The following is a 24,800-nucleotide window of genomic DNA, read 5'->3' as shown; positions in this document are numbered from 1 at the left end:
TGAAATAGCGGCAAAGATGTCTTAATGACATGGTTTTAGTCTTCATATGAAATTAGTTTTAGCTTCAACAATGCAAAGTAAAGCAAAAACATTTAGAAAAATGTAAAGATATGAATCGATAAATAATAAAATATACTCCCCTTTTTCTTTAACCTTATATGATAAGCTCCATCTTGGTAGGTTTCAGACTATCCAACTATTTGAACCCTGTAGTAGGTCTTGTCAGTGTGATCCTTTCACCTTTTCATCTTTCAGCGCTAGTTTGATAAAGTAAACTGCGATATATTCGCAGGAAAACGGATCATCAGCACATCATTCGCTATTCCGTCCTCATTTTTTTATTTAGTGACAGGAATAAGATCATAAACAAACTCGCATAATACGTTTCTGGGGCTTCAAGATGGTTATTGTTTTTTTATTTGTTGAGGATTAATAGTTAATATATCAGCTATTAATCCTCAACGATTCAGGTATTAATAGCCAATAAATTGACTATTAATGCCTGACAAATGGTCTATGTGTATTTTTAAATAACTAGACATGATGATGGGATGATTCTGTTACTTTTCCAGTAGCGCAACCGTACACCACAGATAAGGTGCCTGTCCATGGTAATCCCCTGTATTGCGCGGACGATCATAGTAATATTGTTTACTATTCTTTTTGTTTGTTCCGACACACACTTCTCTCACAGCCCCCTTATCATTAATATAGGATACCAGAGCCATCCATGCCTTACGGGCAGCTGGACCGTATACCTCTGCATCCAGCCAACCGTTCTTCACACCTACGATGAAAGCGAAAGTAAACATGGCGGATCCGGAAGTCTCCGCCCAGCAGTCAGGCTGGTCAATCAATTGGTTCCACATACCGCTTGAGGTCTGATAATCCAACAGACTTTTCATCATGGTGTGATATCCCTGCATGATACGTTGGCGATCCGGATGATTTTCAGGCAGGTTACGTAGTAACTCAGTCATACCGGCAGCCATCCAGCCGTTACCGCGTCCCCAGTAGAATGGTACATCCGGAGCGTGATAAAACAGGCCGTTGGGACGTTGCAGTTCATCCAGATAAAGTACCATTTCTTTGGCTGCACGATCAATGTACTTGCGATCTTTGGTTACTTTATAGGCTTGGGTCTGTACGATGGTAATCATATACATATCATCAATCCAAAGACGGGTCTGCCAGGAGTAGCCTTTGTCGGCCCATTCCTTTTCTGCCGGCTTCCCATTCTCAGGAACTTCCCATTGAGTGTCAGCATAAGGCAGACCAAGTTCTAGGTACTTCTTTTTCTTTGTCTTTTGATACAGGGTTAGAGGCAGGCTTCCGAACATATTCCAATCCACATGACGCATGGTAGGCAGAAGATTCTTCTTTACGGTGAATAAAGAATCAAACTTACTTTGTAAAAGTTTAGCTAACTTTTTATCTTTGGTTACTGCTGCATATTGAATAGCACCACTCCAAGTAAATATATCAGAATAACTAACCCATTTTCTGTTTTGAAGTATATACTCTGTCTCAAAACGGTAGGCTAGACGTTCACCTACTTCTTCCGGTGTATACCCTTTCGGAAAGTTACTTAGTATATCGATTTGAGCAAACAATAGTTGAAAAGGAAATAACAATAATATAAATATATTTTTAGTCATGGTCTTTTGTTTATTGAATAAGATTAATAAGTATTCATAATTAGTTAGCACTATCTGTCATACTTGTTTTGTCAGAGTATCTCCTTTTTTAGTATTTGTTGAGAGATAGGATCTTTCGACAAGTTCCCTTAGACAGATACTCTATATGTGAATTAATTATGAGCATCGATTTAATTTTATTTATACGTATCATATAACTGAAATACTAATAGAATTTTTATCTTTTAAGTAGTATCTGTTAGATCATTTTTTCCTGTATATTAATTACTTTTCCAGTAGTGCAACCGTACACCACAGGTAAGGCGCCTGTCCATGATAATCACCCGTATTGCGCGGACGGTCATAGTAATATTGTTTACTATTCTTTTTGTTTGTTCCGACACACACTTCTCTCACAGCCCCCTTATCATTAATATAGGATACCAGAGCCATCCATGCCTTACGGGCAGCTGGACCGTATACCTCTGCATCCAGCCAACCGTTCTTCACACCTACGATGAAAGCGAAAGTAAACATGGCGGATCCGGAAGTCTCCGCCCAGCAGTCAGGCTGGTCAATCAATTGGTTCCACATACCGCTTGAGGTCTGATAATCCAACAGACTTTTCATCATGGTGTGATATCCCTGCATGATACGTTGGCGATCCGGATGATTTTCAGGCAGGTTACGTAGTAACTCAGTCATACCGGCAGCCATCCAGCCGTTACCGCGTCCCCAGTAGAATGGTACATCCGGAGCGTGATAAAACAGGCCGTTGGGACGTTGCAGTTCATCCAGATAAAGTACCATTTCTTTGGCTGCACGATCAATGTACTTGCGATCTTTGGTTACTTTATAGGCTTGGGTCTGTACGATGGTAATCATATACATATCATCAATCCAAAGACGGGTCTGCCAGGAGTAGCCTTTGTCGGCCCATTCCTTTTCTGCCGGCTTCCCATTCTCAGGAACTTCCCATTGAGTGTCAGCATAAGGCAGACCAAGTTCCAGGTACTTCTTTTTCTTTGTCATCTGATACAGGTTCAGAGGTAAGCTTCCGAACATGTTCAAATCTACATGATTCATGATCGGTAACAACTCTTTTTCTGTGGTAAACAAAGGCTCGAATTTGTTCTCCAGGAGTTTGAAGAGTTTTTTATCCTTGGTTATTTTAGCCAATTGAAGAGCTCCGTTCCAATTAAAGGTTTCCGGATAGCTAATCCATTTACCGGCATGCAGCGCATGTTTACCATCTACAAAACGGTAGGCCAAACGTTTGCCCACTTCTTCAGGAGTGTAACCTTTCGGAAAGTCGCTTAATTGACTGGATTGGGCCAACAGCAATTGAAAAGGGAATAAAAATACGAATACAAATAACTTTTTTGACATGATAATAATTTTTTATTTATTGAACATTATTGAGTACAGATACTTTTTGTTTTACTATGACCGGTTTAATCAATTCTTCACTAATACTTATAATTCCGTCATCCGAGAAATGAAGGTCGTTAATATTAAGATGTTCTTGGACCAATACTGATGGAACTGGCATGAGCGTGAAAAATGTATTTATAACTTCCGTCTTTACATACGAATGGGGCTTTGTGACCGGTGCCGACTAGTCCATCGGTAGTTTCTTTATCTCTTCGCAAAATAGGATTTCCACTGTATTTTTTCCATGGACCTAGTGAAGAATTTGATGTTGCATACCCTACAGCATAATCCTGGCTTTCATAATGATTAGCAGAATAAAGCAAATCGTAAGTATTTCCTTTTTTTATTAAAGAAGGTCCTTCTGTTATAGTTCCTCGTTTCTTTTCCCAAGTTAGTTGTAACTCGTTTGCTTTTTGAGTCTCAACTGCCTTTAAATCAGTAACAGGATTTACTATTGCTTCAGGTGCTTCTCCTTTGTCTTTCTCACTGTTACTTCCAGGGGGCAAAGAGTCATTGCCACTACCACAAGCATAAAATGCAAGTGGCAATATAATTAATATAAATGACCAGATATATCGTTCAGTTGGTCTCATGTACTTTTGATTTAAAATTTGTAACTGTGAATTATAATTTTAATTATTATACAGGGTTAAAGATAAAAAGGTTAGGACTGAAAATATGTATGCATATCTTCAGTCCTAGTGAATAAATGAATGTTTCACTATTCACTTTTTTCACTAGCCAGCATACGTGCAATTCCTTCCATCAAAGATGCTCCACTAGTTTGAGCTCCCATTGATGCAATATCTCCGGAGAACATACTTCCCCAATAGTAATTGCAGTACATAGCCGGATATTTTTCCCTATTCAGATTGTTACGTAATATCTTGGCATTTTCTTTCATGAAGTTTCTTAAAGAAGTTCTGATAGAACTGAGAGCTTTGTCGTCCAAAATAAGATTCACCGCATAAGGTACAAATACTGCCTTAAAAATACTTTGATCCATATTGGTACCTTCATCTCTTAATATTCCATTTCTAAGACATCTATTACTTGTCGCTGTATAATTTATTACCTTTTCGGCCATTCTCATATAGCTTGCTTCTTGAGTTACGTGATATAACTGTCTACATGCTTCACCGAAAGTTCCTTGTGTGTAGGTTAATGGAGGTTCTTCTACTCTGCCATCATTTTTTAATAGATTATTTTCGATATATTTGTATAATGTTTTTGCATCTGTAAGATATTTGTTTTCATTAAATTTTCTGTATAATTTGACGGCGATCAAACAACCTGGAGAATTTGTACAAGCATTTCTTCCATTACTTTCGGTCTGCCATGGCAATCCTGTGCCCTTGTCATCTGTCCATGCTCTGGTAATGATATGTTGATCATAGATCTTTTTGGCCATATTAATATATGTATCATCCCCTGTAGCTTCTGACAGATGTATCATTGTCAAACAAATCCAGCACATATCATCAGTAAAAGGATTAAGGAACCCGGTTTCGTCACTTGCACTATGATGATAATTATTGGCTTTGTTTTCGAACCAAAGTTTAAAATATCTTTTATAAGTATTAGCTAAATCTGGATTCTCATCTTTTATCCGTTCGTAAGAATATACTACAACATCCATAGCGTGTGCTTGTTGCCAATAAATATTAAAAGACCCTCCACTTATGTCTTTGGGAGATTTCCAGAAGGTTCCTTTATTTTTATTCATAAACTGTTCTATTAGGACATATGTACAGCTATCAGCAAGAGCAGCCCAATCAATGATAAACCCTGTTTTGGATGGAGTGGCAGTAATTGTTACTTTTTCTGACCTTCTGCCATAATTATCGATAGCAACTGCAGATATTTTATAATTTCCATATTGGGCTAGTTTTAAGAGGAATGAGCCTTTACTTCCCGATGTTGCATTCACTTGTTGTGTGAGTGGCTCATTTTCAGTTCCTTCTGTCAATAATGCATAAGATAATTCTACTCTTATTAGCCTTGGATCCTTTGGATTTTGCCAGGTTACTTTCAACTCATTAGCATTCTGTGTCTCTTCACCCTTTAAGTCGGTTACAGGATTAACTATTATAGTAGGTTTTTCTCCTTTATCATCATTCTCTTCCTTTGTTGGAAGAGAGTCATCGCCACTGCCACATGAGCAAAATAGGAGTGGCAGGGCGATTAACATAAGAAACAATTTTGTTCGTTCAGTCAGTCTCATGTTCTCTCTGCTTTTGTTATGTTACAACTTATAAAATTCATCCCATCCTTTGCGTGGAGGCAATCCGGCCAGCATCGAATTGGCAAATTCATTGTTGGTAATTTGTTTTGTACGAGGGTCAAAGAACAACTGTGTATTCAAACGTTGTGCCATTACTCCCAATGAGAATACCTGGCTCAGCACACCGTTAATTTCAAACGGTGAACGCGTCTTTTCAACACCTTGACAGGCAAGTAAGAAGTTCTCAAAGTGGTTTGAAGGACTTTTCGGTACTTCCGGTAATTTATCAGCCATTTCCTTTGCCTTTTCCTCGGGAATGATCGACAATGTACTGCCATGACTACCACCCTTAAAGATTAAATCCTTCGTATAGATAATCTTTCCGGGATTCAGTTTAGCAGCCGGAGCAGTTCCCTGATTCGTTGTAGGGATATTCGGATCCAGACCGGAAACACCATAACCTGCCGGAATAGGAGGAAGGTTATCCAAACCGTCATACCAAGTGATATCGACCGGTGGCATTCCCTTACGGGCAGGGAAACGGAAAAGGATGGTGGAAGAATAAGGGAAGAAGTAATCATTATGACCTTCCTGGTGAGTCAGGCTAATTTCATAAGGCAATCCCAGTTCCAGGAACTCATGAACCGTATCCAGAATATGTGCTCCCCAGTCACCTAAGGCACCCATACCGAAGTCATACCAGCAACGCCATTCACCTTGATGATACTTTTCATTATATTCATGATAAGGAACTGCTCCCAGCCAGGTATCCCAGTCCATATCTTTGGGCAATTGTTGTCCGGAAGGGAGCTTATAAATGTTAGTATCCCACTTGTGCCAACGGCGAACATTATTCATGTGTGCGGACACGGCAGTAACGTCTTTAATAATTCCTGCGTCCATCCACGCTTTAAATTGGAAGTAATTCGCTTCCGAATGCCCCTGATTACCGACTTGAGTTGCCAAGTTAGGACGTTTCAATGCAGCCTGCATCAACAGTTCGGCTTCATAAAATGTACGTGCTAGTGGTTTCTCCACATATACATGTTTGCCTGAGGCCAGAGCCAGCATACTGATGGGGAAGTGCGAGTGGTCGGGAACAGCGATTGCTACAGCGTCGAATTCATTTCCTGCCTTGTCAAACATCTGACGGAAGTCTCTGAACTGTTTGGCTTTAGGGTACATGCCAATTACCTTTTGAGTATGTTTGGCTCCCATGTCCACATCACACAATGCTACTACTTCCACCATACCGGTACGTGCAAAATCTCCAATGATTTGTTCACCGCGGTTTCCGATACCGATATAGGCGATCTTTACTTTGCCATTTTTACCTCTCTTGGACGCTAGATTCTGGGCGTTCAATACTTCACCGCTTCCAAGCGCCAGGCCGGCAGAAGCCATTGTCATTGTCTTGAGAAAGTCTCTTCGTGTTACCATAATTTGTTCATTGATATTGATTAAGTATTTCTTTTTATTAGTTAAGAATGCATAAGTCTATTCTTGTATTTTACTTTCTCTTTTAAATAATACCTTTATACCATAAAAGAATATACGAATAATCGTCCAAAAGGCATAGATCAAAAAAGTAAATATAATTATATAGAATATACTAGTTATCATCTCAAAAAAATGAGTATGATAGGTAATTATTGCATATAGATTGACCAGATTGGCTATAATGAAGCATACCAATAGATTGATCAATTCTTTCTTTTTCCGTTGTGCGGTTATGATACTATCTTTCATATTGTCCCAGTGGATTTGGATTGATGATTCAGATAATTGATCTTATATTCGTCAGGGAAACTGAGTGTTTTCTCTTCTTCCATTGCTTGATGTCCTAACAGACAGAGCATACTGGCATAATAACCTTCTTCTGCAATTCGTGGCGGTTGTTTACCGGTGATAACTGCTTCTACAAATGCTTCCAACAATAAAGAGGTCCCGTCTGTTTTGGGACGTTCTCCTAGAATTAGTTCTCCTTTATTACTATTAGCTGTCTCAGGGGCCCAACTGGTTCCTGCAAAAGGAAGGGAATCGAACAGTTTATTTTCCCACTCATTGACCATTTGAAGAAAACCGGGAGCAGGAGGGACATTTTCGAAGTAATACTTTCCCTTTTCCGGTTCAACAGTACCCAAGTTACCCATGATCTGTTCTTCAAGACCGTAGAACTTGTTGGATATGACAGAATCGAATGTCATCTTCACACCGTCATCGAATACGTATATACAACTGACATTATCGTAGACTTCCCGGCCGTCTTTCCAATATGTAATAGCACCGTGGCCCATTACCCGTTCGGGAAGTTTACGTAATGCCCAGCTCCCTATTTGGAGCTGATGACAAGCTAGTTCGGTCATTAATCCTTTTGAAAAGTCCCGGTACAGGCGCCAGTTGATCAGGCGTTCCAGGTGTGGTGAAGGTACAGGACGTCTCCAATCACCATTTCGGTTCCAGAAAGTACGAATAGCGTTAATTTCTCCGAACGTGCCGGCATGGATCATTTCCATGGTTTTTATATATCGTGGGTCGAACAGACGTTGTTGTCCGGTGAAGAAAATTTTGCCGGTACTCAGGTGTTTGTTATAAATACGGAAGCATTCTTCCATCGTGAAACCGATTGATTTTTCACAGAATACGTGTTTTCCCGCGTCAAAAGCATCAATTACGATTTGGCAGTGGGAACTCAAAGGTGTTGTTACGAGTACAGCATCCACATTTCTGTCTTCCAGTACTTCATGATAATCGCCGTATACTTTAGCATTAGGGGCGAATTTTAAGGCTGCTTCTATGGAGGCACGGTAGATGTCACACAGGGCTACGATCCTGACTTTAGGGTTCTGAACGAGGAAGTTCATGAGAAAGCGTCCGCGGGAACCGGGACCGATGATGGCCAGACGACACTTTTCGTTATTGGTTTGAGTTACCTCTGAGAAGGCAGAAAGCCATGGACTGGCAGCTAAGATTACTCCGCTTCCGGCAATACCTAAGTTTTTTAGAAATTCACGACGACTGATGGAGTGGGCTTTCATACTTAAGTTTAAAATATTAAGGAAAGAATGATTCTATTTTATTAGGACCATTCTTTCCGTTTAATTTAAATTATAACACAAAGATTACCATTGAATTTGTTGGTCTTCGTCAGGAATCAATGTGTTGAGATCACGTTGCATAGATAATGTACCTTCCACGAGATATTTAATTCTATTATTTTCACCGATTGTGGTGTAATCTTCAAATTCATATGATAAACCAAGAGTGATATAAATATGTTTTAAATAGGGTTTCTGTGGGTCCATTTCTTCTTCAATAGTATAATAAGACTGCCCGATTTCCTTAAATTTATTCTTCTCGTCATTATCACTATAGATTCTCAATTTCTTTTTCAAGATATCAATTCTTTCGTCCGTGAACTCGATGAATACTTTGTAGAGTTTGCGATCCAGAAAATCAACATCTCTAAGTCCTGCATAGACGAATATCGTTTTGTCATCATGTACGTAAGCTCTATGTTCATTCAGAGTCAGTGGCTCACTCTTGTTACCGTCCATGTATATCATATACTTAGTACCTCCGTAAACGCCCGAATAGTCGTTGAACGGAGTTATGTTCAGCAATGCTTTCCGGTAATGTTTACGTGGATTGGCCTGATAATCGTAAGAAGCATCGTCTACTATGGTCAGAGGCAATATCCATTTGTCACTCAGATTTAGTGGATTTTCGCCATTATTTCCTCCTAAAGTGAAGTCTATAGGTAGTAGAGTCTGACATTCTCCGGCTGGAAATTCTATACTTTCCGGGAAACTACAGTATTCGGATGTTAGCTGTTGGTAAAAGAGTTCGCTCCGTTTACCATATCGTTCCTCGTTCAGACTTCTAAGTGTATCCGTATCTACAGCGAAATGTATGGTACGGTTGTGAGTATTCATCGTTGATCCGCTAAAAATTACCGGAAGATTATAGCGTTTGGTTCCATTGATATCGTAGCGCACATAAACAGGAGTGACACCTGCGCTATTCGGTTCTGCTTTTAGAGAAGGCATTTGCAAGAATTGTTCGTCTTCCCATTCGTTGTTGCACGATGTGCAGCAGAGTCCTGCTGCCATCGCTAAAAAAAGATAATATATTTTCTTCATGTTCAATATATTTAAGTTGTAAGATTATTCCGGATCTCTCCATCCCGGATTCTGAGTTAATTCTTTGTTATGTTTCAGCTCGTCATGATGGATGGGCCAGAACCACATTTTCGTAGTGAAAATAGATGGTAACGATGGAGTCACTGTCGGAGTATGGAAGATAGCGGACATATTTTTGGTACTATATGCATTGCATCCATATACTTGAGCGGATTCTTCTTGAGGAGCATCGCACCAGCGACGTAGGTCGAAATAACGATGTCCTTCGGCGAACAGTTCGATCTGACGTTCACGTTTCAGTTTGATACGGAATTTAGTTTGGTCTTCATAGATATCAGCAGTGTAGTCGGGGATACCGGCACGAATACGAATCGGTTGAATACCTTTCTTCATTTCGTCGATTTTACGACTAATAGTGTAAGTGCGACTGCCATCCCAAGAAGGAATATCATAAGAACCTGACAGTTCGTTTAATGCTTCTGCATAGATTAGCAACACTTCCGCATAACGAATGGCAGGGTCCACCTTGGAGTTATTCATACGACTTTGATCATAAGCAGTTTGCAGTGTATTACTCATATCGTCCGGATGGATGTACTTTTTGATACTGATTCCTGTACGAGGCCAATATGTTGTATTTTTGTATCCGTTAGGATCTCCACGATAATAGAATATTTGTACATTCTTAACTTCGTCTTTGCTTTCGTCCGCATTCAGTAAGTTCCAAGTAGCACCGTTGTAACCAACAGAAGCGTAGAAACGGGGCTCTCGCTGTGCATACTGTTTGCAAACTCCAACTCCTTTAGGTCCTAGTTCTGGATAATTAGTGAGTTCTTCTTCTGTTACTAAATCTGTCGGTCGCGGATCGGAGTTGTAACGAAGAGGGTTTTCATATCCAGGTTGGTTCGCATACATATCGTTCATACCAGGACAGTCGGAACCATCATTCATATAATAGGCATCACATTGTTTTTGGGTCATTCCATGCGAATTGTATCCTTTACCTTCACGACGTGGCAACTGATGAATGCACATGACGTTTATCCCTTCTCCTCCTTGATTACGGCCTCTGGTAAATATCAGTTCCGGATTTTCATAAGCGGAGATCGCTCCATTAAATACGGAACGATAAGATTCGAACGGGTCAATATCCATGTATCCTTCCGGCCATGGTTTTTCATCGAAATGGTTTTCGGGATCTTTTTGAGGTTGTAATGTGCTAGGAAAAGCTATATCTCCATGTTCCCGACGTCCTGTAGTATATATATGATAATGATTCATCTCCATAACATCTTTAGCTGCAGCAGCGGCTCTTGCCCATTTTCTTTCGTCTTTGGTGGGTGAAAGTAACGGATTACCTTCTCGATCTACCATAGCTACTTGAACCTCTTCAGGAGCCCCACCATTAGCTAACGGGCTAGCAGCATAAAGCAATACACGTGCCCGGAGAGCTAAAGCTGCACCGCGAGTAGGACGGGAAATATTTTGCATATCACGCTGAAGTTGAAGCATGCTTGCCGCTTTTATCATCTCGTTGGCAATGTAATCAGCGCATTCTTCATATGTGTTGCGTGGGCTTGCTATTTCATCATATTCTAGCGTATAATCAATACCTTCATCCGGTACGATAGGAATTGGACCGTAGGTACGGAGTAAAATCCAATAGAAATAACCCCTCAGGAAATGTGCTTGACCTTTTATGTCATTTAATTCTTCTTCAGTAAATTCCTGATTCAGATGAATATTGTTGAGGAGAATTGTTACTTGACGAATTCCTCTATAGGCATTGAGCCATATCCATTTGCTATTGTCTCCTAAACCGCTTTCGTTATATTCACCGTTTTTCCACTTTTTATATCCATCGTTTTCATCCCCATAGTACATGTCATCTGCAAAATTGAAAGGGATGGTCTTTTTACTGCATACGTCTTGCATGCTGTTGTCTGCAAGGTAAGAGTATCCTCTGGCCAACCATTTGTTGGTATACTCTTTATCTTTGAAAACATCCTCTGTGGTCATACGTTCGTCAAACAGATAGTCTGAATCCAAATAATCAGCACATCCACTGAATGAGAGGTTCATACCAATCACAAGGGATAAAATTAATATTTTTCTTTTCATATGTTTTTGTTGTTTATAGATTAACTGATACACCTAAAGTAAAAGTCTTGCTAAGTGGGTATTTTTTACCGTCCGTACTTCCCATTTCTGGATCCCAAAGCTTAAACTTAGAGAATGTAAGCAAGTTGGTTGCAATAAAATAGAAACGCACTTTATTCAAGTGAGCCCTGTTTACTAATGCAGTAGGTAACGTATAGCCGATATCCAAATTCTTTAGACGCAAATAGGCACCATTTCTCAACCAATAAGTTGATTGCTGCTCATTGTTCTCATTTTTACCGTAGGTTAGACGTGGATATTCTGCATTCGGATCTTCATTTTCTCCCAATATCCAGCGATTACTATTAGCCATTTCAGTCAATATGTTACCCCAACCGTCACCGGTTCTGAACATAAATACTGTGGAACCGTCTATGAAATATGTTGATTTACCTACTCCTTGGAAAAGAACATTCACGTCCAATTGCTTCCAACGTATACTGGTTCCGAATCCGTAAGTCAGGTTAGGTCTTTTTGTCGCCCCGATAGCTACTCGGTCATTACCATCGATGATACCGTCACCATTGATATCTTTATATTTGATATCACCAGGCATTACTTCGTTCCATGTTTGTCTTGGACTGTTTCGGATATCATCATAATCTTTGAACAATCCCAAAGCAACCAATCCTTTCGCCTGATCAATGCGGTGACCTTGATTCAGTTTATACCCATAAACTGTGTTTTCTTCATCCTGCTCAATGATCTCATTTTTGCTATAAGTCATGTTACCACGTAAAGTTACATCCACATTCTTAATTTTTTGCCTAAATGAAAAGTGCCCGTCAAATCCTTGGGTCTTTACCTCTCCGATATTAGCTTTAAATGTTTGTTCCAAACCTACTATCCAAGGCAAATATTTACGATCCCAGTAAATATCAGAACGTTTCTCATGGAAGTAGTCGATTTCGGCCGTAAACTTATCATCAAACAAATGGATATCAACTCCTAAGTCCTGTTTAGTGGCTATTTCCCATGAAGTATCGAGTGAGGCTATGGAAGAATAGCGCATACCTCCATAGTATCTATTGACATTGGCATTGATATCTGAAAACCAATAACCGCCGTCAGGCTCTTGTTTATTATCAACTGTCTTTGTGATTGTTTCGATATCAAATAAATACGGGAAACGAACGCCGTTCAAATTATCATTACCGGTTTTACCATACGAATAACGCACTTTAAGCATATTCAACCATTCTTTTGTCCGTTTTTTGATGAAAGGTTCTTCAGCGATGTTCCATGCAGCGGAAACTGCAGGGAAAAATCCGTAACGGTGATCTTTGTGGAAATTTTCCGATCCAGTATATCCAAAGTTGAAATTAACGAAGTAGCGATAATTCCAGTTATAGGTCGCTTGCCCTGCTAACCCTTGATTACGACGGGCAATACCGTTTTTGATATCTGTGCCGATCCCCTGAGTTTGTACTTTAGAAGATTGAGTATATTTCAATACTCCTCCTACATGGTGTGCCTTGAATCCACGGTCATAATGTAATTCCCATTCGAAGAATTCATGCCTTTCTCCACTAGAACCTGATGTTTGTGCAAGTTTCTTTTCATCAACAATTTTTGTAAATACTAAATCTCCTTCAGAATTACGATAACGTTCTGCGCGCCAAAGCTCAGGATATTTATATCGCTTGATATAGTTTGAATTTTCGGTATCATATCCAAAACGTCCTACAAAGCGGAGCCCTTTGGTGATGAAATCTAATTTCTGTTCTAATGTCACATTGGTTTGAATATTGTTTTTCCAGCTTTCATTGAATCCGGTCTGAGTAGCTTGAACCCATGGATTAAAACGGTCACCATTGTCATTTCCGATAGCTGGTATTCTTCCATTAGAATAAGTGATAGGTGTTGTGATGGCGTTATATCCCATTAATGCTGTCCAAATAGAAGTCGTACCCTGTCCTGGGTCGTTCTGTTTACGTAGCGAACCTGAAACACCAACCTTTAATAAAGTAGATTTAGTGATGTCTATATCTACATTCATACGATATGTCCATTTACGGAAATTCGTATTCGTATTGTAGTCTTTTTTCATTTCATTATCTACTTTGTACATACCCTGCTGATCCTGATAACTTCCTGATACAAAGTAACGGGCGGTTTTACCACCTCCACTCATGTTTACTGTTGCACGCGAACTGAAAGCACCATCACGCATCATGACGTCCATCCAGTCTACATTCGGGAATAAGTCCGGATCCAGTCCTAAACGGAACATTTCCAATTCTTCGTGAGAATACAAAGGTTCTTGGTTACGTGTGGTCTTGGCTTCATTCGCCATGGAAGCATAGGTATGTCCGTCTACGAAATCATATTTTTGGGTAAACGTGCTGTAGAATCCTTCCAATTTCACATCTACATTGATTTTACCTTCTTTACCGCGTTTTGTGTTGATTAAAACTACACCGTTTGCACCTTTACTTCCATAAATAGCCGTTGCAGAGGCATCCTTTAATACAGTGAAAGATTCGATGTCTTCCACACTGATTTCGTTGATATCTCGCTCGAAACCATCGACCAATACCAATGCGGCACTGCTGGCTCCAAATGTGGAAATACCACGAACCCAGAATTCAGAAACCGTACCAGGACGACCATCCGATTGCATTGCCATCACACCAGGCACTACTCCTGCCAAAGCATCTACAACAGAAGTGGAGGGATTGGATTTCAACTGTTCTACATCCACGTTTGTGATAGCACCGGTTACGGCAATCTTTTTCTGAGTACCGGTACCTGTTACAACAACTTCATCCATTACAGTGGCAGAAGATTCTTGCATAGTAACATTTACTACTCTTTGTTCCTTTATCAATACTTCTACCTTGTCGTAGCCAATGTATGAGAATACCAGTTTGTTGTAAGGAGGCATTTTTATTGAGTACTTACCGTTCAAATCAGTAATTGCTCCTAATCCGGGCATGTTTTCTATAGATACGTTCACACCGATCATCGGTTCTTTATTCGTATCAAGCACGGTTCCTGTTACTGTAACATTTTCCTGTGCTAGCGCACTGGCGGAAAATCCAAGCAACAACATACATATTAATAAAAAATTTCTCATTATAAAAATGTGTTTATCATTTGTTATTCAGTTTCTTTCGCAATTTTACGGATTATCTTATTCAGTCCATCGCCTACATAGAAGCAGTTTCTCTTCGGATCGTAGGTCAGTGCGCGCGGTTCGTTGAATCGTGCTTCTGTGCGAACTTCTCCGTCAAATAGTCCGGAAGTACCGTTATTACCACGTCCGGCAAATGTTGTAACTCGTCCGGTTGGAGTCAAAATACGGATACAATGGTTGTTTTTATCGCAGAAGTAGAAATCATATTCATCATCTTGACCTGCATAATCCGGATTCTTCACAAATACCCCTTGAATAGGTCTATTCAATTGTGCATGTGTGCCTATACCATCAGAATAGCCCCAAGAATTTCCAGTTCCACAAATGGCATAAGGGGTTGTAAATGTTCTACTAATCCAGTCATAGTCAGTACGCATAATGAAATAATATTCTTGTTCCAACATGTATGCATAGTTTCCGGAAGGGTGGGGAACCAGATAAATTGCAACTCCTGAATATGGATTTTGAAAACATAAGCTACTCTCACCAGTCTCAAAATCATACTTCCACATATCCCCAGCTCTATATCTGGAATAATAAAATTCACCGTTTATGGGGTGTATCATATTGCCATTGACTCCACGAGCATACCCTCCTAAGGTTTCTCTAGTGCTATAATTAGATTCTCGTGTGTACAGATAATTTGCTGTTCTTGTGTCACTTGAATGATTGTGAGACAAAATGAGATCACCATCCAAAGTCCAAGTCATGGCAGTGACCCTATCAAAACCATGAGAAAAAGTCCCTATTTCATTTTTTTCAAGGTCAAGGTATCGTGTTGTTTTTCCATCATTAGTAAAATATAATTTGTTGTAATCAGACAATGGGTCCCAAGAAAACCAGAAAACATTACCGAAACCACCTCCTGCATCAAGTGGACCATCTTTCATATCAAAGAATTCGTTCGAGTTTTCGTAATGCGTTCCGAAAGCGGTACTTACCATCCATTTCTTTTCGTATTCGAAAGTGCTTTCAGCTTCTGCGCTACTTATTACTTGTCCATTGTCATCCAAAGCGCTAACCTGAATGTCTCCATTGTAAGCCTTTGGGGGAATGATGCAGTACATACTCTGGTTCTTTACAGTGATAATACGTGCATCCTTTCCGCCAATCGTTACTTTTACCCTTGATATGTCATTGCCGAAGTTGTCTCCGTACAAAATCAAGTTATTACCGACTCCTCCTTTTTTGGGAGAAAAGTCGGAAATGACAATTGGTTTGTTGGGATCAAAAGCTTCTCCTTGATCCTCATTGTCATCTTTGCAACCGGTGAAGCAAAGAGCGACAAATGCTAACAACATCCAATGGATGTGCCAAACATTACTTTTTGTCTTCTTTTTCATAATACATTTTTTTAAGATAAATAATGTTAATTGTTACGTTTATTGAGCAAATTATGCTTGTACTTTAGTAGATCATTATTGTCAAAATAAAAGTCGGTCATATAAAAGGATATGTCTATTGTGTTTTCACTGGGAGAATAACTTAAATTTTACCCACATAGCTATAATCCTCCGTTTTGGTTTCTGTACATCTTACAAAGATTTCTATATTACCTCCTTCTTTTCTTATTTTAGGAAGTAGAACTTTGCTTATACTTGGGTAACCGGTAGAACTTCCATCGTATGTATTTGCATAGCCTCCATTTGTATGATAGACTTGATATGAGAAAGTATAAGAGGGAACTAATTCGTACCTTTGAAATGGGAAGTTTAATCTTAGCAAATGAAAATTCTCATCTCTAACTTCTTTCTTTTTTACAAATAAAATGTTCTTCATAAATTAGTTGATAAATATGTAATTAGTGTTACAAAATATTTATGGTTTTTCCATTTAATGATCGGTATTAGGTACTTTCTCTCACCATTCCGATTTTTTGAATTAAGTGATTTGTTTGATCAATTTTTTCTGATCTGATAGAATCCTATAAGCTTTCTGTAATTCTCCACTAAAATGGGCTTATAGTAGCCTATAGTATTTCCGTTTGCGCAAACGGAAATATCGCAAAAAAAACGATACTCTTCAGAAGTAAGTTTTGATTTATCGGATTTCTGTCTTTTTCCTCCTTGAAGAAGAATTTGATAAGAGCATATATTCATATCTAGTTGATAAATAAGTATATTTTCAATTAAGTATCTCATAATATTTTGTCTATCATTACTTGCATCCAATATCCTCCGATAACAGAGCGGGCTTTAAACCCTACATATTCACCATTATCCGTATGATGCCAATCACTGATAGGTACACGAGTTTTTGTTTCATTAATGTATTTATAAAGGGGATCTATAAACTTCTCAAAAGTATTCTGGTCAGGTGCCATTGCTGCCGTCCACATAATCCAGTCCGATTTAGTGTACTCTTTACGCGAATCCAGAGGTAAACCATAAAGATTCTGTTTGGTCAGATAATACTTGATTTCTTTTTCGATCACGTTATTAGGGAAAAGATTCAGGTTCCACATTTTATCCCAAACCATATTATACTTTTGACTCCAAGTGTTTTCACGGTCAAAAGCCAGGCGATAATGATCACCTTCATTCGCCATTTCTTCCCATTTCACCGCCATATTCTTGGCAATGGCAGCATATTTGTCCGCAACATCATCCAGACCGAGTAGACGTGCCATCTCACTATATCCGGCAACACCCATGATGGCTTTTATTGACAAATTCGCATTATGCGCCCAATGACCTGCAAAGTCATCTGTGCAAAGTTGATTCTCAGGGTCTGTCCATACCGCAGATATTTATTTTAATCAATTGTATATCAATTAATTAATTCACAACCGTATTATTCCCGTATTCTAATAAAGGGATTATCTTGATAAATCAAGGAGATATTTTGTTGAATAAAAGAAACTAACTTTTACTATTCAACTCAACTGTTTATCAGGTGTGAGAGTATGCACTAAAATTATATAAGGAGGTTGGTTGGTTCATTACAATCTAAATGCAATTATGAGAACAACTAGGCTAGAGTTTATTTTATATAAACCAATAAACAGGAAATATGGAATTTATACATAGGTGGGAAAAATAATAGACCGGAACGAAGTGATATGTTAGTATTTCTAAACATGATTAACTGGTAAGATTAACGGGTGATATTTGTGTGAGTGAGTTAAGTGAGTTTTCGTTTTTATTATACTGTAAGATTAAGATATCGTTTGAACAGAGAATCAAACAATAAGAGAGGTTCTATAACTTTAATGAAGTACAGGTGATGAATAATTATAAAGTTCCAACCGATCATTAAGGATGTGATCGGTTGGAACTTTCAAGAAATAGTAGACAAGATGATAATGGAGTTTTTCAATAAATTCTCATCAGCTTTCTGTCTGAAGACAAACGGAGGAACGTTTTATAGTTATCGGTCACAAACTCAGGTGTAGGTTGTTGGGTTTGCAATTAGTTGATTCTAACAGACATGCTTCATATATTTGTTTTCATCATACTTTGCCACGATGCAATCAAATTTACTTCTGTCAAGGAATGCTACTAACTGTGAGAAAACGTATTTATTTTGATACATTTGCTATCATATTAGTGGATACTAATGAGGCTGAAAACAAAACAGGGAAGGAAACTTCTAGATACAAAGTTATCCTTCCCCATTCTACTTACTTGATATTATCACCATTCGATTGCCTGATCTTCATCTGGTATCTGAGTATTGATATGACGTTCAAGTGTTAATGAACCTCTTACTGTATATGTAATACCAGTTCCTGGCACAGAAGTATAGTCTGTATATTCATAATCAATATTATTAATGATTACATAACGACGCTTCAAATAAGGACGAGTTGCGTCCATATCCTCAATTATACGATAAGAAGCTTCTTTGTTATTCACAAAGTGTATTTCGTCATTCTCTGCATAAAAATTAACAATACCTCCAGTCTCACCACCAGAGAATTCTGCAAAGATCTTGTAGTTAGCGCGATCTGTACGGTCTTCATTAATTATACCAGCATAAAAGAATATCGTATTTTCGTCTACAACATATCCAGTAATATCATTTGCCATAATAGAGCCATTTCCTTCATCACCCTTAATGTAATTCAGTAATGCTACTCCTGAATAAACTCCTGAATAATCATTGAATGGTAATATTCTCAAAATAGCTTTACTATAATTTTTACGTGGATGTGATTGATAGCCATAAGAAGAGTCATCTACAACCTTTAATGGAAGCACCCACTTCTTTGACATATCAATTCCTCTAAAATCAAAATCAATATTTAACAAACTAACATCTTCTCCGGCTTTAATCTCTATGTTTTCTGGGAAAGATGCGTATTCTGGGTGTTCATCTTCCAAATCATGATACCATAAATCATAACGCTCTTGAAAACGAGCGATGTTTAATGTTTCTAGCGTATCAGGATCATGTGCCACATGAACTGTTATATTCTGTTGATTAGTATTCGATCCACTAACAATTACTGGCAATTCATAGTTCGATTTTCCTTCCGTATAGCTACCATCGGCATTCTTACGACTATATGGGACATAAACCTCTGTTACTCCTTTACTGTCTAATGGGGAACGAAAAGAAACGTATTGTTCATATTGTTCATCTTTCCATTCATCATTACATGAAGTTCCTAGTATAATCAGAGCTACTAGGGTTACTAAAGTATATATTCTTTTCATATATTCATTTATATTACAAATTAATCATACATAGTCCATCCAGGATTCTGTGTCAGGCGTTTATTATGCTTCAGCTCATCATGTCTGATTGGCCAAAAATACATCTTCGGAGAAAATGTAGAAGGCAGATTATAAATGGCAATTGGTACATGAAACTCATTTCGATGTGTTTCATCCATTACCACGTTACAACCATATATTTGCAATGATTCTTCAATTGGAGCATCTTTCCAACGACGGAGATCATAGTAACGTTTGCCTTCGCCCATTAATTCAATCATACGTTCACGTTTCAATGCTTTACGCAGTTCGTCTTTATTTGCGTATTGAGTTTCTGTATAATCAGGAAGACCGGCACGAATACGTACAGGATGAATACCCTTTTGCATTTCTTCTTTATTACGATTAATCGTATAAGTCATCGATTCATCCCAAGAAGGAATATTATAGGTACCATCTAATTCATTTAAAGCCTCTGCATAAAGCAATAAAATATCAGCATAACGAATTGCCGGTTCTGGCTTCTTTCTGATATTACCTGGAGAATCCTCAGGATTAACAAATTTCATAATGCCAATACCTGTACGCAAATGGAAAGGCGAGTTCATAAAACCATTCCCTAAGCCACGATAGTAAAAAGTCTGCCGGTTACGATCATTTGGTTCTGTACGACTCATATAATTCCAAACAGCCCCATTATATGCTACCGACGCATAGAAACGAGGTTCACGATTTGCATATTGCAAAGAAACATTTTCGCTAAGTGGCTTATAGAGTCCATTCTCAACATCTTCTTTTGTAGTAAAACCTGTCAAACGTTGAGAACCATCACCGCGTCCAATTTCCTTGTCCTTTCCTGGGCAATCAAAACCATTGTTCATATAATAAGCATCACACATTTTCTGTGTTAAGCCATGTGTATTCCATCCACCAAAATCTCGCGGCATCTGATGTAATACCAATGCCTCAATTGCATAATCCCCATCAGTTGTATTATTAATACGAGAAAATATTAACTCAGGATTATCTACAGCAGATACATCACCACTAAACAAGTTACGATAAGATTTGAAAGGGTCAATATCTTTCCATCCATTTGGCCAGATTTTAGTAGAGAAGTTGTTGTCAGAAGGTGGAACAATAGTCGGACGATCTTGAGGTCCATTATCAGAACTTGAGAATGAAGCATGATAAAGTTCATACACTCCCAATTCCATCACATCTTTACAAGCTGCAGCTGCTTTTGCCCATTTTTCTTCATTGTATTCAGGAGATAGGAGACGACGTCCCTGATCATCCACTAATGCTTGTGCAAACTCATCATTGTTACCATTTGCCAAAGGACTTGCTGCAAAAATCAAAGCATAGGCACGAGTAGCTAATGCTGCTCCCTTAGTTGGACGAGCAATATTTTCGTTATCCATACGTTTTAAATATTGTAACTCTTTGGCAGCTTGTACCATTTCAGCACTAATAAAGTCAGCAACCTCTTCGTAAGAACTACGAGGAGTAGCAATCTGGTCATAACTTTGAGTATAGTCCACTCCTTCATCCGGCATCAAAGGTACTGGACCATATTTACGAAGTAACAACCAGTAAAAATAAGCACGAACAAAACGGGCTTGTCCTTTATAATCCAATCTTTCCTCCGGAGTCATGGTTGGATTCATATCAATGTTGTGAATGAAGACAGAAGCCTGGTAGATTCCTTTATAACAACGAGGCCAAACCTCATTAAACTCATTCTCATTATACTCTCCCAATTTGAATTTATTGTAAGACAACTGACTGCCTTCTTTAGGATCATATGCAATATCACGATCCCCATAGTACATGTCATCAGCAAAACAATGGCTGCTTGTACCTGCGTCTTTACTTACTACATCGGCACATTGATTCTTCAAAAAAGAATATGCATAAGCAAGCCACTGCTCTGTACGATCTCTATCTGTAAAAACCGCTTCAATAGTAGTACGGTCTTTGAAATACTTGTCTGACTCTAGATAGTCAGTGCAGGATGAAAACACACCTGCACTAAATATGGCTAGCAGTAATATAAATAGCTTCTTTATCATAATTTCGTATTATTTTATAAGTTAACTGTTAAACCCATTGTGATTGATTTAGTCAACGGATATTCTTCACCACGTGGTTGAGTTGATTCAGGATCCCATAATTTAAAACTTGACCAAGTAATTAAATTAGATCCTGCAACGAATATACGGATATTATTAAAATGAAGTTTATTGGTTATATTTTTCGGAAGAGTATAACCTATATCTACATTTTTCAAGCGTACATAACGTCCGTTACGTAACCAATAAGTAGACCCCTGTTCATTATTTCCATTTACACCATATGTTAAGCGTGGATAAGGAGCATTCGGATTTTCATTCGCCTGGATACCAAGCTTTTCTGCAGTTTCTGAATCTACCCAACGATCTTCAAGCATACCTTTCATGATATTACCCCAGTCATTTTCTCTAAATGCAAATACACACTTACCATAAATAGGGAAAGTTGATTTACCAGCACCTTGGAAATGAACATTAAAATCAAATCCATTCCATGCAACAGAAGCACCAATACCATAAACCAGATTAGGCCGTCTTGTCGCACCGATAGCAACTCGGTCACCATTATCAATAACACCATCACCATTGACATCTTTATATTTGATGTCACCAGGTTGTACTACTCCCCATTCTGTTTGTTTCGGGCTGTTACGGATATCATCATAATCTTTAAACAATCCTAATGCAATAAGACCCTTTTCTTGATCCACACGATAACCACGTTCATATTGATAAGGATAAACCTTATTTTCCTCATCCTTGTCCAACACTTCGTTTTTACTATAGGTCATATTACCACGAATTGTCATATCGACATTTCCAATTTTCTCTTTTAATGAAAAATGTCCGTCAAAACCTCTGGAACGAACTGCACCGACATTAGCTCTTGGTTTACTTTCTAATCCTGTAATGATTGGCAGGAATTCGCGTGTCATATAAATACCAGTACGTTTTTCATAGAAATAATCTACTGTAGCAGAGAATTTATCATTGAATAATGATAAATCTATTCCAAGGTCATCTTTGGTGGCAACTTCCCATGTAATATATGGAGAAGCTACCTGCGAATAATGTATACCTTTATAATAATTAGAATATGCTGCTGTTCCCCAGTTATAACCCGCAAGATCTCTATTATTATCCCCATCTCTATACCAATCCTGAATTGTATACAAATATGGGAATCTATCATTCATATTGTCATTACCAACTTTACCATGTGAGTAACGAACTTTAAACATATTCATCCACTTTAGATTATTTTTGATAATAGGTTCTTCAGCGATATTCCACGCCGCAGAAAAAGCAGGAAAAAAGCCGTATTGGTGTCCTGTTGCAAAGTTCTCAGAACCTGTATAACCAAAATTAAAATCAAAGAAATAACGGTAATTCCAATTGTATGTAACGCGTCCGGCTAAACCTTGATTTCTTCGTGCTACACCATTTTTAATATCAGTACCTATATTTACTGTCTGTTTTTTAGAATCTTGTGTATATCTTACAGTAGCACCTAGATGATGATCTTTAAAACCACGATCCCAACTTAATAATAAATCTAAAAACTCGCGACGATCTCCTCCCGAACCACTATCTTGAAACATATCACTTGGACCGGATACATGGTCCCAAACAATTTCTCCATTCTGAGGATTACGGCTCAATGCTTTCCATTGGTCTGGCCAACGATGACGGTTAATCCAGTTGCTATTATTAGTATCATATCCAAAACGTCCGACAAAACGTAATCCTTTGGTTATAAAATCAAAGTTCTGCTCTAATGTAACATTGGTCTGAATATTATTATCCCAATTTTCATTATAACCAGTTTGTGTAGCAGATACCCATGGATTGGTTTTATTTCCTGTACCTAAAGCTGGGATACGTCCATTGGAATAAAGTACCGGAGTACTAAGAGCATTATAACCAAAAAGTTCTCCCCATACATCATTATCACCTAATCCAGGACTATTACGTTTAGCTAAAGAACCCGATACTCCTACTTTTAAAAGAGTCGTTTTGGTAATATCAATATCAACGTTCATACGATAATTCCAACGCTTATAATTAGCATTCGTATCATAATCTTTTTTCAAAGTATCATCGGTTTTGTACATACCTTCATCTTCCACATAACTAGCGGAAACAAAGTAACGAGCTGTAGAACCACCACCGCTTAAATTCAAGTTGGCACGATAACTCCAAGCGCCATCTTTCAACAATACGTCCATCCAATCTACATTCGGATATAAATCAGGATCTAAGCCTAAACGTATAATTTCCAGTTCTTCCGGTCTAAAAACAAAACCTTTATTACGAGTAACACAAGCTTCATTCATTAAATTAGCATATGTATTTCCATCTACAAACTCTGGAGTAATAGTACGTGTATTATACGAAGTTTCTACCTTAGCATTAATATTTACCTTACCAGCTTTACCATGTTTTGTAGTAATCAATACTACGCCATTAGCACCCTTAGAACCATAAATAGCAGTAGCTGAAGCATCCTTTAATACAGTGAATGATTCAATATCTTCAATATTAATCTCATCCAAATTATTACGTTTCAAATCCATCGACCAAAATATAAGCACTGTTACTCGCTCCAAAAGTAGAGATACCACGAATCCAGAATTCAGAAGTATTTTTACCAGGTTGCCCTGAATTCTGCATTGCGATGATTCCTGGTACATTACCAGCTAGTGCATTAGATAAATTAGAAGTCGGGAACCGTTTCAAGTCTTCCACTTTCACATTGGTTACCGCACCGGTAACGGTCAGTTTTTTCTGTGCTCCCATACCAGTAACCACTACTTCATCTAATGCACTTGCAGCGGCCTCTTTCATCTCTACATTAATCGTATATTTATCTTTTACTAAAATTTCAACAGTTTCATAACCAATATAAGTAAAAGCTAATTTATGATAAGGTTCCATCTTAAGATGATAATGTCCATCCAAGTCTGTGATAGCACCCAGACCAGCAACGTCTTTCACAGAGACATTGACACCGATCATAGGTACTCCTTTCGTGTCTGTAACTGTACCACTCACAGTTACAGTTTGCTGTGCTAACATAGTTAATGGTATGCATAGTAACACAGCAAACATGATTAAATACTTTTTCATATAAATACGTGTTTATTCGTTAGATTTTGATTAATTAAAATTACCTGATTCCAGATCTACCGATGTTCCCGTTTCTCCTTCCATTGATATAGTCCGTATCTTACGACCTACAACATCCAAAATATAGAATACATTGTCTCTTTCATCATAAGCTATACCACTTGGATCACGAAAGCGGGCAACTTCACGTAAATCACCA

Annotated in this window: 15 protein-coding genes and 2 pseudogenes; all 17 read right to left on the bottom strand. The window is 38.3% G+C overall.

Annotated features, from left to right (window positions below; genetic code table 11):
• Positions 1–560: 560 nt before the first annotated feature.
• A complete protein-coding gene (locus EJF25_RS23475; RefSeq protein ID WP_125043109.1) occupies positions 561–1,658 on the bottom strand; it encodes a glycoside hydrolase family 88/105 protein in 1,098 nt (365 codons plus the stop codon).
• Between the two features lie 264 nt (positions 1,659–1,922).
• On the bottom strand, positions 1,923–3,026 hold the full coding sequence (locus tag EJF25_RS23470; RefSeq protein WP_125043107.1) for a glycoside hydrolase family 88/105 protein: 1,104 nt from the start codon (positions 3,024–3,026) through the stop codon (positions 1,923–1,925).
• A 125-nt stretch (positions 3,027–3,151) separates the two neighbouring features.
• Complete coding sequence (locus EJF25_RS26400; protein WP_306308343.1) at positions 3,152–3,664, bottom strand: family 43 glycosylhydrolase; 513 nt, start codon at positions 3,662–3,664, stop codon at positions 3,152–3,154.
• Between the two features lie 128 nt (positions 3,665–3,792).
• Entirely contained in the window at positions 3,793–5,295 is a 1,503-nt protein-coding gene (locus EJF25_RS23460; RefSeq protein WP_235016903.1) for a glycoside hydrolase family 76 protein, read from the bottom strand.
• A 21-nt stretch (positions 5,296–5,316) separates the two neighbouring features.
• The gene (locus EJF25_RS23455; protein ID WP_125042141.1) at positions 5,317–6,735 is read right to left on the bottom strand and encodes a Gfo/Idh/MocA family oxidoreductase; all 1,419 of its coding nucleotides are present in this window, start codon (positions 6,733–6,735) and stop codon (positions 5,317–5,319) included.
• Positions 6,736–6,792: 57 nt separating this feature from the next.
• A complete protein-coding gene (locus EJF25_RS25995) occupies positions 6,793–7,044 on the bottom strand; it encodes a hypothetical protein (RefSeq protein ID WP_125043105.1) in 252 nt (83 codons plus the stop codon).
• Positions 7,041–8,333, bottom strand: coding sequence for a Gfo/Idh/MocA family protein (locus EJF25_RS23445; protein ID WP_125043102.1), 1,293 nt, complete (start codon positions 8,331–8,333; stop codon positions 7,041–7,043). The genes EJF25_RS25995 and EJF25_RS23445 overlap by 4 nt, the downstream gene beginning before the upstream one ends.
• Before the next feature lie 84 nt (positions 8,334–8,417).
• Positions 8,418–9,437, bottom strand: coding sequence for a DUF4973 domain-containing protein (locus EJF25_RS23440; RefSeq protein ID WP_125043100.1), 1,020 nt, complete (start codon positions 9,435–9,437; stop codon positions 8,418–8,420).
• Between the two features lie 24 nt (positions 9,438–9,461).
• Positions 9,462–11,558 (bottom strand): RagB/SusD family nutrient uptake outer membrane protein, encoded by a 2,097-nt coding sequence (locus EJF25_RS23435; RefSeq protein WP_125043098.1) that lies wholly within the window; start codon positions 11,556–11,558, stop codon positions 9,462–9,464.
• Positions 11,559–11,571: 13 nt separating this feature from the next.
• Positions 11,572–14,676, bottom strand: coding sequence for a SusC/RagA family TonB-linked outer membrane protein (locus EJF25_RS23430; RefSeq protein WP_125043096.1), 3,105 nt, complete (start codon positions 14,674–14,676; stop codon positions 11,572–11,574).
• A gap of 23 nt (positions 14,677–14,699) precedes the next feature.
• Positions 14,700–16,079 carry an IPT/TIG domain-containing protein gene (locus EJF25_RS23425; protein ID WP_125043094.1) on the bottom strand — a complete coding sequence of 460 codons (1,380 nt, stop codon included), beginning with the start codon at positions 16,077–16,079 and terminating at the stop codon, positions 14,700–14,702.
• Positions 16,080–16,221: 142 nt separating this feature from the next.
• Positions 16,222–16,515, bottom strand: coding sequence for a hypothetical protein (locus EJF25_RS23420; protein WP_125043092.1), 294 nt, complete (start codon positions 16,513–16,515; stop codon positions 16,222–16,224).
• A gap of 358 nt (positions 16,516–16,873) precedes the next feature.
• A pseudogene (locus EJF25_RS23415) lies at positions 16,874–17,467 on the bottom strand (DUF1793 domain-containing protein); the annotation flags it as partial.
• Between the two features lie 689 nt (positions 17,468–18,156).
• On the bottom strand, positions 18,157–18,270 hold the full coding sequence (locus tag EJF25_RS23410) for a DUF4372 domain-containing protein (RefSeq protein WP_125043088.1): 114 nt from the start codon (positions 18,268–18,270) through the stop codon (positions 18,157–18,159).
• Positions 18,271–18,371: 101 nt separating this feature from the next.
• Entirely contained in the window at positions 18,372–19,397 is a 1,026-nt protein-coding gene (locus EJF25_RS23405) for a DUF4973 domain-containing protein (protein WP_125043085.1), read from the bottom strand.
• Between the two features lie 20 nt (positions 19,398–19,417).
• Entirely contained in the window at positions 19,418–21,472 is a 2,055-nt protein-coding gene (locus EJF25_RS23400) for a RagB/SusD family nutrient uptake outer membrane protein (RefSeq protein WP_125043083.1), read from the bottom strand.
• A gap of 14 nt (positions 21,473–21,486) precedes the next feature.
• Positions 21,487–24,601, bottom strand: a pseudogene (locus EJF25_RS23395) (SusC/RagA family TonB-linked outer membrane protein).
• Between the last annotated feature and the right edge of the window lie 199 nt (positions 24,602–24,800).

This window comes from Bacteroides faecalis, from assembly GCF_003865075.1.
In the GTDB taxonomy this organism is placed as follows: domain Bacteria; phylum Bacteroidota; class Bacteroidia; order Bacteroidales; family Bacteroidaceae; genus Bacteroides; species Bacteroides faecalis.
Note: the sequence above shows the minus strand (reverse complement) of the source record. Positions and strands in the feature narration are given on the sequence as shown.